This is a genomic window from Sinomonas sp. G460-2 (assembly GCF_047759905.1).
GTDB lineage: Bacteria > Actinomycetota > Actinomycetes > Actinomycetales > Micrococcaceae > Sinomonas.
This window is the reverse complement of the sequence record NZ_JBKZWT010000073.1, coordinates 1-14,914: the sequence shown is the minus strand read 5'-3', so window position 1 is coordinate 14,914 and position 14,914 is coordinate 1. Positions and strand designations below refer to the sequence as shown.

General features: G+C 68.7%; 15 protein-coding genes. 7 read left to right on the top strand and 8 right to left on the bottom strand.

Annotated elements, in window-relative coordinates; genetic code table 11:
* Positions 1-823: glycoside hydrolase family 76 protein (locus ACLN58_RS09525; RefSeq protein ID WP_415855017.1), on the bottom strand; the 823-nt coding region annotated here is incomplete at its 3' end.
* 206 nt (positions 824-1,029) lie between these two features.
* Between ACLN58_RS09525 and ACLN58_RS09520 the strand changes: the two genes are divergently transcribed.
* Both ACLN58_RS09520 and ACLN58_RS09515 read left to right on the top strand, forming a co-directional pair.
* The gene (locus tag ACLN58_RS09520) at positions 1,030-1,827 is read left to right on the top strand and encodes an SDR family NAD(P)-dependent oxidoreductase (RefSeq protein WP_415855016.1); all 798 of its coding nucleotides are present in this window, start codon (positions 1,030-1,032) and stop codon (positions 1,825-1,827) included.
* A 2-nt stretch (positions 1,828-1,829) separates the two neighbouring features.
* Complete coding sequence (locus tag ACLN58_RS09515) at positions 1,830-3,038, top strand: acyl-CoA dehydrogenase family protein (protein ID WP_415855015.1); 1,209 nt, start codon at positions 1,830-1,832, stop codon at positions 3,036-3,038.
* An 11-nt stretch (positions 3,039-3,049) separates the two neighbouring features.
* Here the strand turns inward: ACLN58_RS09515 and ACLN58_RS09510 are convergent, their stop codons facing one another.
* Positions 3,050-3,886, bottom strand: coding sequence for a DUF1684 domain-containing protein (locus ACLN58_RS09510; RefSeq protein ID WP_415855014.1), 837 nt, complete (start codon positions 3,884-3,886; stop codon positions 3,050-3,052).
* 173 nt (positions 3,887-4,059) lie between these two features.
* Here ACLN58_RS09510 and ACLN58_RS09505 point away from each other — a divergent pair, with 173 nt between their 5' ends.
* Complete coding sequence (locus tag ACLN58_RS09505) at positions 4,060-5,202, top strand: alcohol dehydrogenase catalytic domain-containing protein (protein ID WP_415855013.1); 1,143 nt, start codon at positions 4,060-4,062, stop codon at positions 5,200-5,202.
* Between the two features lie 60 nt (positions 5,203-5,262).
* Here the strand turns inward: ACLN58_RS09505 and ACLN58_RS09500 are convergent, their stop codons facing one another.
* Positions 5,263-5,922: a LysE family translocator gene (locus tag ACLN58_RS09500; protein WP_415855012.1), complete on the bottom strand. Its 660-nt coding sequence runs from the start codon at positions 5,920-5,922 to the stop codon at positions 5,263-5,265.
* Between the two features lie 23 nt (positions 5,923-5,945).
* Between ACLN58_RS09500 and ACLN58_RS09495 the strand changes: the two genes are divergently transcribed.
* A complete protein-coding gene (locus tag ACLN58_RS09495) occupies positions 5,946-6,257 on the top strand; it encodes a hypothetical protein (protein WP_415855011.1) in 312 nt (103 codons plus the stop codon).
* On the opposite strand, the gene ACLN58_RS09490 is transcribed toward ACLN58_RS09495, so the two are convergent.
* The 5 genes from ACLN58_RS09490 to ACLN58_RS09470 all read right to left on the bottom strand — a co-directional run bounded on the left by ACLN58_RS09490 (position 6,254) and on the right by ACLN58_RS09470 (position 10,784).
* On the bottom strand, positions 6,254-7,258 hold the full coding sequence (locus tag ACLN58_RS09490) for an NAD-dependent epimerase/dehydratase family protein (protein ID WP_415855010.1): 1,005 nt from the start codon (positions 7,256-7,258) through the stop codon (positions 6,254-6,256). The genes ACLN58_RS09495 and ACLN58_RS09490 overlap by 4 nt on opposite strands.
* A gap of 57 nt (positions 7,259-7,315) precedes the next feature.
* Complete coding sequence (locus ACLN58_RS09485) at positions 7,316-7,825, bottom strand: O-acetyl-ADP-ribose deacetylase (protein WP_415855019.1); 510 nt, start codon at positions 7,823-7,825, stop codon at positions 7,316-7,318.
* 114 nt (positions 7,826-7,939) lie between these two features.
* A complete protein-coding gene (locus tag ACLN58_RS09480; protein WP_415855018.1) occupies positions 7,940-8,881 on the bottom strand; it encodes a pseudouridine synthase in 942 nt (313 codons plus the stop codon).
* Positions 8,881-10,074 (bottom strand): sensor histidine kinase, encoded by a 1,194-nt coding sequence (locus tag ACLN58_RS09475; RefSeq protein ID WP_415855009.1) that lies wholly within the window; start codon positions 10,072-10,074, stop codon positions 8,881-8,883. Before ACLN58_RS09475 ends, ACLN58_RS09480 begins: the two co-directional genes overlap by 1 nt.
* 59 nt (positions 10,075-10,133) lie before the next feature.
* Positions 10,134-10,784: a response regulator transcription factor gene (locus ACLN58_RS09470; RefSeq protein ID WP_415855008.1), complete on the bottom strand. Its 651-nt coding sequence runs from the start codon at positions 10,782-10,784 to the stop codon at positions 10,134-10,136.
* Between the two features lie 753 nt (positions 10,785-11,537).
* Here ACLN58_RS09470 and ACLN58_RS09465 point away from each other — a divergent pair.
* Genes ACLN58_RS09465 through ACLN58_RS09455 form a run of 3 tightly spaced genes read left to right on the top strand, consistent with a single transcriptional unit; the run spans position 11,538 to position 14,595 of the window.
* Positions 11,538-12,680, top strand: coding sequence for a peptidoglycan-binding protein (locus ACLN58_RS09465; RefSeq protein ID WP_415855007.1), 1,143 nt, complete (start codon positions 11,538-11,540; stop codon positions 12,678-12,680).
* Positions 12,677-13,390 carry an ABC transporter ATP-binding protein gene (locus ACLN58_RS09460; protein ID WP_415855006.1) on the top strand — a complete coding sequence of 238 codons (714 nt, stop codon included), beginning with the start codon at positions 12,677-12,679 and terminating at the stop codon, positions 13,388-13,390. The genes ACLN58_RS09465 and ACLN58_RS09460 overlap by 4 nt, the downstream gene beginning before the upstream one ends.
* Positions 13,387-14,595 (top strand): ABC transporter permease, encoded by a 1,209-nt coding sequence (locus ACLN58_RS09455; protein WP_415855005.1) that lies wholly within the window; start codon positions 13,387-13,389, stop codon positions 14,593-14,595. The genes ACLN58_RS09460 and ACLN58_RS09455 overlap by 4 nt, the downstream gene beginning before the upstream one ends.
* Positions 14,596-14,914: the final 319 nt, after the last annotated feature.

Here is a 14,914-nt window from a genome sequence, read left to right as displayed (position 1 = left end):
TGAGCCCAGCCGCGATCGCCTCGATGAGCCGCCCCGCGCGCTCGAGGTTCGACGCCCCCGGCTCGGTCCCGGGATCGCCCCCGAGCTCGAGCAGGGCGCCGAGGATCGGGCCCTGGTTGTAGGTCCAGACGTCGTGGTTGACGGTCGTGGTGAGGTACCCGGACTTGTCGCGGCGGAGGTCGATCCCGTCGAGGAACAGTCCGCTCGAGGGGTCGAGCAGATTCTCGAAGAGCCAGTCGACGAGCGCCTGAGCGCGGCGCCGCGCGCGCGGATCGTCGGAGCGGGCGAAGTGGAGCGCGGCGGGACCGGTCGCGGCCGTGTTCTTGTACTGACGTTTCGTGTTCCAGAACATGCCGCCGCCGAGGTCGAGCGTGTCCCCGGACACGAGCCTCCGGCCAAGCACCTCGGCCGCGCGCGCCGCGGGCGGAAGGCCCGCCGAGCCGATCTCGCGGGAAAGCCGCTCGGCGCGGGAGGCGGCGAGAGCGAGCCACGCCATGTCGTCGAAGAACAGGTTCTCGAAGCGCCCGAAGTTCCGCAGCCGGATGGTCCGGATGACCCGCTGCGCGAGGGAGAGCCACCTGGGCGGCGCGCTGGGCGGCTCGCTCGCAAGGTGCCATTCGCGCCGCGCCGCGTCGACGAGGCAGTCCACGAAGTGCGCCTGCCACCAGTAGTTCCACTCGCCCCACGGTGGCCGCGGCCTGGCGCCGGGGAGATCGATCCGTCCGATCCACGTCCCGGGCAGTCCTGCGAGGCGATGTCCGTAGGCGCCGCCGACTTGCTCCGCCACGGTGGCTGCGCGCACAGCCCAAGGGTCGCTGCTCACGGGATTACGGTAGCGGCCCGGCGCGGGAATCTCACCAGCTTTCATGGGTCACCGCAGACGGACGACGGCGTGTCCCCGCCGACGCGCCGTGCGTCGCGGTTCAAAGCTGGTGAGGATCCGGCGGCGGTCGAGGAAATCGGACGGTGACGCGCACGGTCACGGTCGCTAAGATGGGCCCCAGTTAGTCAACATTAACTGGAGGGGCAATGGAGCTCAGTGGCGCGACGGCTTTGATCACCGGCGGCGCATCGGGGTTGGGTGCCGCAACGGCGCGCCGGCTGCACGAGGGAGGGGCCGCGATCGTCCTCGTGGACCTTCCCGGGGGTCGCAGCGAGGAGGCGGGGGGTCGCCTCGCCGAGGAACTCTCGGCGGCGGGTGCGCCCGCAGTGTTCGTGCCCGCCGACGTGACGGACGAGGCCCAGGTGAGCGCCGCCGTCGACCGCGCGTCCCAGCTCGGGCCGCTCCGCGCCGTGGTCAACTGCGCTGGAATCGCCACCCCCGGCAAGGTTCTGGGCCGCGAGGGTGTGCTGCCGCTCGAGCAGTTCGAGCGCGTGATCCGGGTGAATCTGCTCGGCACCTTCAACGTGATCCGCCTCGCCGCGGCAGCGATGGTCGAGACCGAGCCCGTGACCACCGAGCTCGGCGGTCCGGAGCGCGGCGTGATCGTGAACACCGCCTCGGTCGCCGCGTTCGACGGGCAGATCGGCCAGCCCGCGTACTCCGCGTCGAAGGGCGCCGTGCACGCCATGACCCTGCCGATCGCGCGCGAGCTCGCGCGCTCGCTGATCCGCGTCGTGACGATCGCCCCCGGGATCTTCGAGACACCGATGATGGCAGGGCTCTCGCAGGAGGCCCAAGACTCGCTCGGCAGGCAGGTCCCGCACCCCGCACGGCTCGGGCGCCCTGCCGAGTACGCGAACCTCGTGGCCCACATCGTGGACAACGCGATGCTCAACGGCGAGACGATCCGCCTCGACGGCGCCATCCGAATGGCACCCCGTTGACCGTGAGCGGGTCCGCCGGCCTCCCGTCCGCCGACTATTACGACGTCGAGGCGCTCCTCTACCCCCGCGAGCGCGCCAAGCTCACCGAGCTGCGCGAGTTCCTCGCCGCCGAGGTCGCTCCGCACGCGCAGGGCTGGTGGGACCGCGAGGAGTTCCCGTTCGATCTCGTGCCGAAGCTCGGCGCGCTCGGCCTGTCCACGCCGCACCGGTCCCTCCCGCACCGCCCCGCGTACTCGCGCCTCTTCCAGGGCCTCGTGATCGCGGAGCTCACGCGCGCGGACACCTCGATCGCAACGTTCTTCATGGTCCACCACGATCTCTTCGTCGAGGGCCTGTGCGAGTTCGGCAGCCCCGAGCAGCGCGAGCGCTACCTCGCCGACGCCTCGGCCCTGCGCACCACGGGCGCGTTCGCGCTCACGGAGCCCGATCACGGCTCCGACGTGGCGGGCGGGCTCTCGCTGACCGCGCGCCGAGAGGGCGACGGCGCCGACGCCGTCTGGGTGCTCGACGGCGCCAAACGCTGGATCGGCAACGGGACGTTCGCGGACCACGTGCTCGTGTGGGCCCGGGACACCGCCGCCCCGGATCCGCGGCGGGCCTTGCGCGGCTTCATCGTCGCGGGCGATTCGCCGGGGCTCAAGCGGACCAGGATCGAGCACAAGATCGCGCTCCGGACGGTGCAGAACGCGGACCTGACGTTCAGCGGCGTGCGGGTCGCCGAGGCGGACAGATTTCCCGGCATCTCGACGTTCGACGAGGCCCGGACGATGCTCCTCGGCTCGCGCCTCCTCGTCGCGTGGCAGGCGGTGGGGCAGCAGCTCGCCGCCTTCGACGTCGCCCGGCAGTACGCCGTGGAGCGTCAGCAGTTCGGGCGGCCTGTTGCCTCGTTCCAGCTCATCCAGGGGCAGTTGACGCAGATGCTCGGCAACGCGACGGCGTCGATGGCCATGCTCGCCCAGCTCGCCCGGCTCCAGGACGAGGGAGAGGCGACCATGCCGCGCGTCGCCCTCGCCAAGGCGTGGGCGACGGCGCGCATGCGGGAGACGGTCGCGCTGGGCCGCGGGATCCTCGGCGGCAACGGGATCGTGACCGATTACCGCATGGCCAAGATCTTCGCCGACGCCGAGGCCGTCTACACGTACGAGGGCACCTTCGAGGTCAACACGCTCATCGCGGGCCGCGACATCACAGGGGTCTCGGCGATCCGCTGACGCGAGACGACTCAGTTGGTGGACTCGGGCATCTTCTCCCCGGCCTCGATCGCGAGGTCGAGCGAGTTGTCCTTGACCGGCATGGGGCACGTCCCGTACGCGGTGAACGCGCTCGGATAGTTGATGGCCCGGTTGAAGTCGAGGACCACGGTGCCGTCCGGACGGGGCTTGGCGGCGGTGACCTTGCGCCAGTCGTCCGTGGTGGAGCCGTTGGTCTCGTCGTGGAACGTGATGGTCAGGTCCCCGAGCTTGCCCTGCTCGGCCTGGAGCCGGTACTCATGGCCGTGACGGTGGAACACGACCTCGCCCGCCGAGCGGTGGACGCCCTCCACGAGCGGGTTTGCGGTCGAGATGGGCACGTCGCGCGGCGCTGGGTAAGGCTCCCAGTGGGCCTCGATGACCCATTCTGGGGCGTAGTCGTATACGGGAACGCCGCGGAACTCCGTGAGCGTGGGGGACTGCGAATCGCGCGTGCGGATCGCGTACCGGCCGCCCCGCATCGCGAGCTCGACGACGATGCTCCCGTAGCGTACCCAGTTGAGCGATTCGTCCTCGGTCAGGTGAGCGCTGAACGTCCCGTCGACGGGATCGCCCTCCTCGTCGAACACGAGCCCCTCGTCCGCGTGGGCCGTGAGCACCGCGGCCTCAAGTCCCACAGATTCCGACGTGGACCACAGCCCCGGGACGAGCTCAACCGGCGACGGCGTGGGCTCGAGCCACTGGAACGAGGTCAGAGTCAGCCAGCCGTGATCCTCGGCCAGGGCAGCGTTGCGGTTGTCACGGAAACGCTGCCAGCGGGCGAGCAGCTGGGCGTCCTTGTCGGCACCTTCGGCGATCGTCTCAGTCATGCACCCAAGCATGCCGTGGCGGGCCGCGTATGCCCAGATCTTTTTCGGGCAGCAACTGTCCCCGAGCGCCGAAGGGGCCGCGCCCAGACCAGAGGGGTACGGCCAGCGGCGTACTGCCAGCGGCGTACTAGGGTGGCGCAGAGAGTCCCCGGCCCGCTTCTCGAGGAGGAACAGTGAGCGCATCTGCAGTCCAGCCGCAGGAAGCAGCCGTCCGGAAGGTGCGGGGAGCGGTGCTCGAGCGCATCGGCGGGGAACGCCCCTATGCGACCAGCCGCCCGATTGCCGTGCGCAAGCTCGACCTCGAGGCGCCTGGCCCGGGAGAGGTCCTCCTGAAGATCGAGGCCGCAGGGATCTGCCACTCCGATCTCTCGGTCGTCGACGGGACCCGGCCGCGTCCAGTGCCGATGCTCCTCGGGCACGAGGCGGCCGGCCGAGTCGTCGAGTGCGGGCCCGGCGTGGAGGGCCTCGAGCTCGGCCAGCTGGGCGTCCTGACCTTCTTGCCCCGCTGCGGCGAATGCCGGGAGTGCCGGACTGAGGGGCGGCTTCCATGCTCGCGCGGATCCCAGAGCAACGCGGCCGGAACGCTCCTCGGCGGCGACACACGCCTTTCGGCTGACGGCACACCGGTGGCCCATCACCTCGGCGTCTCCGGGTTCGCAACCCACGCCGTCGTGGACCGCCGCTCGCTCGTCCCGGTCGGGAGCGACGTCCCGCCCGAGATCGCGGCGCTCCTCGGATGCGCTGTGCTCACCGGAGGCGGCGCGCTCCTCAACGCCGGCCATGCGTCCCCGGAGGCGTCGGTCGCCGTCGTGGGGCTCGGGGGAGTCGGCATGGCAGGCCTGCTGACCGCGCTCGCGATCGGCTGCCGCCGCGTCGTCGCGGTGGACTCCGCGCCGCGCAAGCTCGAGCTCGCGGCGGCGTGGGGCGCCCACGATTGCCTGGTGCCCGCCGAGGCCGAAGAACAGGATGTCCAGGCCGACCTCGTCCTCGAGGCCGCGGGCCATCCGAGGGCCTTCGAGACGGCCTATCGCCTCGTCGGGGTCGGCGGGACGCTCGTCACGGTGGGGCTGCCCGCCCCCGGCGCCACGTCCCAGATCGAGCCGCTCGCGCTGACGGCGGGTGCACGTGCCGTGGTCGGAAGTTATCTCGGTTCCGCCGTCCCCGAACGAGACATCCCCGTCTTCGAGTCGATGTGGCGGGAGGGCCGTCTTCCCCTCGAGCGGCTCGTGTCGGGCCGGATCGGCCTCGACCAGGTGAACGAGGGCATGGACGCCCTCGCGGACGGCACCGCCCTGCGTCAGGTGATCCTCTTCTAGGGGCCGGCTTCTAGGGGCCTGGCGCCGGCAGGCCTCAGGCGACGCCCAGCGGGCAGCCGGCTACGCGTGGCGCGTCTCGAGGACCGCGGCCACGCCGAACGCCCCGAGCACCGTGCCCGTCACGCGGTCGATCCACGTGCGGAACTTCGGCCCCTCGAGCCATTTCCGGAAGAAGTGCGCGGCCGCGACGATCGCGATGAACCACACGACCGCCTCGACGTTGCTCACCACGGTCAGCATGAGTCCCATCCACACGGGCGGGACGCCGGGCACGAGGAACTGCGGGATCACGGCGATGCAGAACATGCCGTACTTCGGGTTGAGCAGGTTCGAGACGAGGCCCTTCACCCACGTGCGGCCCAGCGGCTCATAGCTCAGGTGAGGAAGCCCGCGGACTGGCTGGCCGCCGTCGTCCGTTCCGCCGCCCTTGCGAAAGGAGGCGCGCCAGAGGCTCACGCCGAGCCACACCATGTAGGCGGCGCCGGCGAAGCGGACCACGTCATAGGCGACGGTCGAGACAGTCAGGAGCGCCGAGACGCCCGTCGCCGCGGCCGCGCCCCACACGAACGCGCCCGAGATCATGCCGAGCGCCGCCGCGTACGCGTGCCGCCGGCCCTGGCTCAGGGTGTAGCGGAGCACGAGCGCCGTATCGGTGCCCGGGATGATCGTGATGAGGGCGGCGAGCGCGGCGAAGCCGAGCAGTGAATCCTGGAGCGTCACCCTTCTAACGGTACCGTGGCGCTATGCCGAGTTTCCGCGCCGTCCTGCAGATCACGGGGCTCCGCCCGGGCCAGCCGCCCGAGCGGGTCCTTCAAGCGGCGGAGGAGGCCCTCGCATCGCGGCACCTCATCGAGGCGACCCGGCTCGATGTGGTGCGCGGGATCCCCGAGATCACCCTGCGCTTTCTGGTCGAGGCCGCGTCCGACGACGACGAAGCCGCCGCCGCGCGCGAATCGGCGCTCGCGATGCACGACGCCGTCGAGGACGTCGCGACGACGGGCACCCTCCGCGTCCTGCGGCAGCGCCGCGGCCGCTGGGTTCCGATCGGGTTCTAGCGGTCCGCCTGGCCCGCGAGCAGCGCGAGGAGCTCGCGCTCGTCGGCATCGGTCAGGCCAGCGCCGCTGTGGCCGCCGTCGCCCTGCGCTTCAAGCCACCTCAGGCTGTCTCGGAGGGTCTCGATCAGCGGGCGGAACGAGAGGCCGGCGGCGCGGGCACGCTCGGTCGAGGGCGTGCGCGAGCCGTACATCGAGTGGTCAGCGAACCAGAGGGGCATTGAGCGGGGGCCCGCCCATTCGCCCACGCCGCGCGCGAGCAGCCATTCCTCGGGTGCCGCCACCGGCGCCGCATCGCTCGCCGCGGCCTCCCGGGCCGACTCGAGATGATCGGGGAACGGTGCGGACGGGCCCGCGGCGTTGAAGATGCCGCTCGTCCGGCGCCCGACGCATCCCACGATCCAGCCGGCCAGATCGCGGACATCGATCACGGCCGCGGGAAGTTCGGGCGCGTCCGGAACGAGGATTTCCCCCGGCCGCGCCGGGTGGGCGAAGCGCCACGGCCAATAGTCGGTGCGGCCGGTCGGATCTCCCGGGCCGGCGATCAGGCCGGGCCGGATGATGCACGAGCGTTCCGGCCCGAATCCCGTCAGGACCGCGTCTTCGCACGCGACCTTGGCCGGTCCGTACTCCTCGGGCCCGCTCATGGTGTCTGCCTCGAGCGGAGGCACCCGCTCGGCGGATTCGTCCGCACCCGGCGACGCCTGCGGCGCGTACACGCTCGCGGTGGAGACGAACAGGTAGCGGCCGGCCACCGGCGCCAGGTCGCGGACCGCGCGCCGCACGTGTCCCGGCTCGCGCGCGACGTCGATCACGGCATCCCAGCGTTCTGCCGCGAGGGGCAGGAGCGCCGCGTCGTCGTCACGGTCTGCACGGAACGAAGCTGTGCCGCCGGGCACGCCGCTCCCGCGGGCCACGCACGTCACGTGGTGACCGTCGCCGACGGCCCTCGCGGCAATCTCGCGGCCGAGCCATCCAGTCCCGCCCAACACCAGAAGCTTCACACGAGCAGGCTTCCAGCCTCGCCGGGCGCCGCCAACCCTTTTCGCTGCGGGCGGAGGCTAGGCCGCGGCCGCGACGAACACGTCCTCGAGGTCCCGTGTGAACAGCACGAACTCCACGAGCTCCACGGCCTTGGTCTCTGCGGCGTGCATGGCGTCGATGGCGGTGCGGGCCACGACGCGCGGGTCCCAGCCGTAAACGCCCGCGGAGATCGCGGGGAACGCGACGGACCGCGCGCCGAGACGGTCGGCGACGGCAAGGCTCTCCGCGAACGCCGATCGGAGCAGGTCCTGGCTGCGCTCTCCCGCGTGCCAGTTGGGGCCCACGGTGTGGATGACCCACCGTGCGGGCAGCCGGAAGCCCGGGGTCGCGACGGCCTGCCCCACGGCGAGCCCGTCTCGGTAGTCGCCGCGCCGCAGCTCCTCGCAGGCGGCGAGCAGTTCCGGACCGGCGGCCCGGTGGATGGCGCCGTCCACGCCGCCGCCGCCCAGGAGCGAGCTGTTGGCGGCGTTGACGATCGCGTCGACGTGGCGGGTGGTGATGTCACCCGTGACGATGTCGATCTTCATGGGACCAGTGTGGCTCACAAGGGGGAGCCAGCCAATGGCCTCGCCAACGGCTTCGCTGAGAGTCATGACACGAAGTTGATGGCATTGACAGAAATTGTCAATAGTTCGACAAGTTCAGCTGCCCGGAGCGTCCTGCAATTCGAGGCTGCTCCGGAACTCGGTTTCGCGGCCGCTGATCGGGTCACGGAAGCGGATCGCCCGCGCGAGGAGCTGGAGCGGACGCGCGTAGTCGTCCGGCGCCTTGTCGAGGAGCACGGGATAGAACGGGTCGTTGAGGATCCCGGCGCCGAGCCCGGCCATGTGGACGCGAAGCTGATGGGTCTTGCCCGTGTGCGGCTCCAAACTGAACAGGGCCTTGAACGCGGGGTGACCATCGGCGCCGTCGTCCGTTTGTGCGGCCCGCACGAGCTCGACGCGCGTCTCGGCATTCGGCGCGCCCTCGATCACCTCGGCGAGCAGATAATCGCGGGACTTGACCATGCGGTTCCGCACCGTGACGGGCGAGCCGAAACGCTCGGGATCGCGGACGATCGAGACGCATTCGTACTCCTTCCGCACCTTCCGCCGCTCGAAGAGCACCTGATACTTCCCGCGGGTCTCGGGGTTGACGGCGAAGAGCAGAACGCCCGCCGTCATGCGGTCCAGGCGGTGGATCGGCACGAGGTCGGGGAGGTCGAGCTCGTTGCGTAGCCGCACGAGCGCCGACTCCTGGATGTACGTGCCGCCGGGAGTCGTGGGGAGGAAATGCGGCTTGTCCACCACGACCACGTGCTCGTCGCGGTGCAGGACGCGCAGCTCGACCGGGAGCCGCTCCTCGGCCGGGAGCGTCCGGTAGTACCAGATGAACGTGTGCTCCGCGAGCGGGGTGACCCGGTCCAGCGGTGAGCCGTCCGCCGCGACGATCTCGCCGTCGTCGAACCTTTGAAGGATCCCCTCGGGATCGATGTGCCCCCAACGGTGCAGCATGTAGTCGAGCGCGGTCTCCCATGGCCCCTCCTCCGGGAGGCGCAGGCGCGTCGCGTTGACGCCGTCGCGCACGGGGAGAGGGGATTTCATCACCCTTCAAGGTTACCGGGGCGAGGCAGCGCGGGTTTGGGGCTGGCCATCGGCAGTCTCAAAGTCACACTGAGCCCGCCGCTGGGCCGGCTCTCCGCCTCCAACCGCCCCTGATGGGCGGATGCGATGGAACGGGCGATCGCCAGTCCGAGGCCGAACCCCTGCTGCGAACTCGTGCGGGCAGCCGAACCTGTGCGGGTAGCAAGCCGGCGGAAAGGTTCAAACAGGCCGGGCACTTCATCCGGTGGGATCTTCTCGCCGCTGTTTGATATTGCAAGGATCACCCCGCTGCCCGAAACGGACGTGCTCAGACGAATCCAGCCCCCTTCAACGTTGTGTCGGGTGGCATTGTCCAAAAGGTTCGCCGTCAGGCGTTCGAGCAGCACGGGATCGCCAAGAACGGGGGCGTGATCAAATTCGGTGTCGAGGGTCAAGCCGGCGCGCAATATGTGCGGCCGCGCGTCGTCGACGGCATTCTCGGCGATGAGTTCGAGATTGACCGGTTCGCTCACGTCAACTCCGGCTTCGCTCCGGGCGAGGACCAGGAGCGCCCGGATTAAGGCTTCCGAACGATCGACGCCGTCCCGCACGTCCTCGGCCATTGCCTTGAGTTGATCGCGCGTGGGCTCGGTCTTGGCCAAGGTGACGTCGATCGCCGTGCGCATCACGGCTAGCGGTGTCCGCAATTCGTGCGAAGCGTCGGCAATGAAGCGTTTCTGATTGGCGAAGGCGGTGTCCAGCCTCGTCAGCATCTGGTCGAAGGTGTCCGCCAGCTCCTTGAATTCGTCGTGCGGGCCAGTGAGCGCCAGGCGTTCCGCGAGGTTCTCCTGCGAGGCGCGCCGGGCGGCGTCCGTCAAGAGCCGCACGGGGCGGAGCACCCGGCCGGCCATGAACCACCCGAGAATTGCCGCCGCGACGATCGTCAGAATCAGGGCAAGCATCGAAAATCCGAGCAATTGACTCAACGTCGCGGTGCGTTGATCGATCACGCCTGCCTGCTTTCCCTGCTCGTAGGCCAGCTTGCATTTCTCTATGAGATTCTGGTCGGTCGCTGTGCTGCACGTTGCGGCAAATGTGGGGTCCAGCGACGGACTCGTAGTCGGCGATGTCGCAGGGATACGCGACAGGCTTTGGGCCAGCAGCACGTACGTCATGAGCAGCAGGATTGCTCCCGCGGCCGCAAAGAGGGTCATGTAAAGGACGGTCAGACGGAAACGGGCCGACCGATGGCCAAGAATTCTTGAGGGAAGCCTCATATCCGGTACCCGCTCCCGACAACCGTCTGGATGACCGCGGGATCGCCAAGCTTTCGGCGGAGCCGGGCGACTGTCACAGACACGGTGTTGCTGAAGGGGTCGATATTCAGGTCCCAGACTCGTTCCAGAAGCTCTTCCGCGCTGACCACAGCGCCGTCGGCGCTCATCAGGCACTCAAGGACGCCGAATTCCTTCCGGGTCAGCAGAAGGGGCCTGGCTCCGCGGGTCGCGAGACGTCGGGCAGGATCGAGGCTGAGGTCGCCACGGCTGAGGAGGGGAGGCGACGACGGGGCGCGCCTCCCGAGCGCCCGCAGCCGCGCCGCCAACTCGGCGAACGAAAAGGGCTTGGCGAGATAGTCGTCGGCTCCCAGATCAAGCCCCTCGACCTTGTCTTCGACGCCTCCCGCCGCCGTCAGCATCAGGATCCGCGCATTGGAGTCGCGACGAACGAGCTCCGAGCACACCTGATCGCCGTGAACCCCAGGAAGATCACGGTCCAGCACAATGACGTCGTAGCTCGTATAGGCGGTCACCTCCAGGGCCGCGGCACCGTCGTAGACAACGTCGACGGCGTGGCCCTGGTCCCGTAGGCCTTCTCCTATGCGGTCAGCTAGGACCTGGTGGTCTTCGACCACGAGTATCCGCATATTTGCCATGATCGCAGAACGCACATGACGTCCCCATAACGCGGTGCAGGAACGCACGGTGATCGCCAGCCTTGTTGGACAGATGTCATCCGTCCGGAGTTAGACCTGATCGTGAAGGCACACGTCAGGGACAGCCGGAGGCAATCATGCAAGTGCGACGGATATTCGGGATGCTCGGTGCAGTGGCACTGATGCTGACAGCCGGGTGCGCGGCGCCCGCGGCGGGTCCGAGCGTGCCGAGCCTCGGCAGCGGCACGGGCGCGGCTTCCCAAGGCGGCGCAGCCGGGTCCGGTACCAGCTCGGACCGGGCGGCTGCAGTCAGGGCAGTCGCTGATTGCATTCGCAGTCATGGCGTGCCAAATTACCGTGACCCGATCCTCACGCCCGATGGCCGAGTCTTTTCGGATCGGCGGAGTCTTGAAGATGCACCAAGATCCGTGGCGGATTCAGTTCAGGCGGCATGCGCCGACTTGGCAGTCCGTGCGGGATTCAATCCAGAGGATGAGCCTCCTGCGCCGCCGCAACTTGTCCAAGCCGGGGTCAAAGCAGCAGAGTGCCTGCGCGAACACGGATTGCCGAACATCAAGGACCCGACCCCTCAGACCGGGTATACGCCGGACCACGGGTTCGGAATGGACTCAAGCCAGATGCCTGCCGGGGGCAAGGCGGACCCGACCTACCAGAGAGCGGCAGCAGCCTGCCGAAGCCTTCTCGACGCCGAAATAGCAGCCTCGACGTTGGAGAATTTGGGCAATGGCTGACGAGCCCATCCGAAGGGATCCCGAGGTCCGGAGGCGCAGGCCGCGCCGCCGGGGAGCCATCGTCGCCATCGCCCTGATTCTGCTCGGTGCGGCCGTTTCTGTCGGCTACACCTGGGGGCAGCTCCACGCGGCGCCGCAGCCGCAAGCCGGGATCGGGCAGCTGGCAACGGCGCCGATCCACCGAACCGACCTGACCACCACGGTCCAGGTGCCCGGCGTCTTGGACTACGGCACGCCAATCCCGGTCGTCAATCAGGACGCGGGAACCGCCTATACCGCGTTGCCGTCTCCGGGGCAGGTCGTCACGCGCGGACAGTCGCTGTATGAGGTCGACGGCGCGCCCGTCATCTTGTTCTACGGGGCACGTCCGATGTGGCGGACGCTCGGCCTCGGCGTTGCGGCGGGGCCTGACGTGCAGGAACTCGAGGAGAACCTCACCGCCCTCGGCTTCGCGGACGCATCCAACCTGGTGGTTGATCAGACCTTCACGTGGGATACGACTGCGGCGATCCTGCGCTGGCAGCGGGCTCTGGGAGTCGTCCAGACCGGCATCGTGAGTCCGGGAGATGTCGTCTTTGCGCCCGGCGTGCTGCGCGTGGAGCAGGACTCGGTCCACGTGGGGCAGCGTCCGGAGCCCGGCAGCACCGTCATGACCACGACCGGAACCACCATCGTCGTGCAAGCGCAGTTGTCCGTGGCCCAGAGGTATCTGGTCAAGGCGGGGGATCAGGTGTCCGTGACCATGCCCGATGGGCAGCAGACCGTCGCGGGCAGGGTGGAATCGGTGTCGACGTCAATCTCATTGGCTGGCGGGAATCGAAGTTCCGCTCCTCAGGACTCGCAAGCGGGTCCAACTATTCCCATCGTCGTGAGCTTGGCGAACAGCCAGCCGGCGATCGGGCTCGAGCAGGCGCCGGTGTCGGTCGATATCCAAACGGCCCAAGCCCAGCACGTGCTGGCCGTACCAATTACCGCACTGCGAGCGCTAGCTGGCGGGGGGTATGCCGTTTCAGTGCGCGACGGCGGGAGCAGTCACCTCGTGGCGGTAAGAACTGGGATCTTTACTGCGTCACTCGTTGAAATCACGGGAGAAAACCTTTCCGAGGGTGAACTCGTGGAAGTGCCGTCGTCATGAACCTCTCTTCCGAGGCGAACTCGTCGCCTCTCATCGAACTTCGTTCCGTCAGCAAGACGTACGGCTCGGCGGAACCCGTGGCCGCGTTGCACCCCATGGACCTGCGGATCGAGCCCTCGGAACGGGTCGCCATCGTGGGTCCCTCAGGATCCGGAAAGACGTCACTCTTGAACCTTCTCGGACTCCTCGACCGTCCCACCACCGGGGCGGTGTATCTTGCGGGCCGCGAAGTCTCCTCCCTCCCAGAGCCGGAATTGTGTGCCGCGCGATCGCACGAGATCGGATTCGTCTTCCAGCAGTTCTTCCTGCTTGAGCACCTGAATGCAGTGGAGAATGTCGAGCAGGCACTGCTCTACACGGGTGCCACCCGCCGGAGCCGCGTCGCCGTCGCAGTCCGGGCCATGGACCGGGTTGGCCTGGCCCACAGGCTTCGCCACAAGCCGTCGCAGCTTTCGGGAGGTGAACGTCAGCGGGTGGCGATTGCCAGGGCCATCGCCGGCGATCCGTCTTTGATCCTCGCCGACGAACCGACGGGCAATCTCGACACCCAGACTGGTGCCACCATCCTGTCAGTGCTGACGGAGTCGGCTGAGGACGCGACGACGGTCGTCGTCGTGACCCACGATCCCGGCGTTGCGGCAGCGATGGATCGGCGCATAGAGATCGTTGACGGGCGCATCACACGCGATATCAGAGTTGGTGCGCGATGAAAGGCTTCGCGCGGCGGCAGCGATCCGTACTCGGCGTTGCCGACGCGTTGCGCCTCGGATTCCTCGGCCTGAAAGCGCGGCCCGGACGTTCAGTGCTGTCGGCCCTGGGCATCTCGCTCGGCATCGCGGCAGCAGTCGCCGTTCTTGGCATCTCCGCATCTTCCGAGGCCGACCTGCTGGCCCAGTTGGGCGCAGCGGGAAACCTCCTGACCGTCGGCGCGGGCCAAACGATGACCGGTACACCGGCACCCCTGCCGTCCACGGCGGCAGCGATGATCCGCCAGATTCCGCCCGTTCAATCCGTCACCGCGACGGCCTACATCGACGGCGCGAGCGTCCGGCGGACGGCTGAGGTCCCCGCGATCCATACGGGCGGGATCTCGGTGGTCGCCGCCGAAATCGGCCTACCGAAAACGCTGGACGCCCGCTTGGAATCCGGTACCTTCCTCACTGAAGCCACGATCCACTATCCCGCCGTCGTCTTGGGCGCCGTGGCCGCGAATGTCTTGGGGATCAACGCGCCGGGCCCCGGAATTCTCGTATATGTCGGACACGAGTACTTCACCGTAGTCGGCATTCTTCAACCGGTGACCATAGCCCCAGAAATCGATCAATCGGCGCTTATCGGCTTTCCCATGGCCGAATCAGCATTCAACCCGGCTCTTCAACCCACCCAGGTCTATCTGCGTTCGGCAGCCGACGAGGTCCCAGCGGTGAGCCGGGTCCTCCCATTCACCGCGAACCCGGCGCATCCCGAAACGGTCCGTCTGAAGCACCCATCGGATGTGTTGGAGGCCCGGGCGAAGGCGAGAACCCAGTTCACGGGGCTCTTCCTGGGGCTTGGCGCCGTGGCCGTCCTGGTCGGTTCCGTGGGAATCGCCAATACGATGGTGATCGCGGTCCTCGAACGACGCCGGGAAATTGGGCTCCGAAGGGCGCTCGGGGCCAGACGGTCTCACGTCGCCGCACAGTTCATGATCGAAGCCATCGTTCTTTCCCTGATCGGCGGTGCCTGCGGAGTTCTGTTTGGCGGGGTCGCGACCTTGGCCTACGCGGCGGTGACGCATCAGCAAACGGTAGTTCCCGCCGTCGCCCCTCTCGCTGGCATTGCCGCCGCACTCGCCGCGGGATCCATCGCGGGAATTTATCCCGCATACCGAGCAGCGCGGCTCGAGCCGAGCGAAGCACTTCGTTCGGGGGAATAAGCGGATAGCTTCTTGACACCCAACAGTTCCGGGCCAGCATGCGGACATGCGGAGCATCCGCAGCTCAGGCTCGGGTAGTGTCTGGCGCTGAGTAACTCTCCCAGGCTCACAGTATCCGGCGTCGCGTACGAGCCCCGATCCGTCTGGAGTGCCCGCATGCCCCCGTTTTCCCCGACCGACCACGGCGACCTCGCCGCGGCCCCCAACGGCCCGGCGGCCGAACTCCGCGCGGACGTCCGCCGGGTCTCCACCCTGCTCGGCGAATCGCTCGTGCGCCAGCACGGGCCCGAGCTCCTGCGCCTCGTCGAAGAGGTCCGCC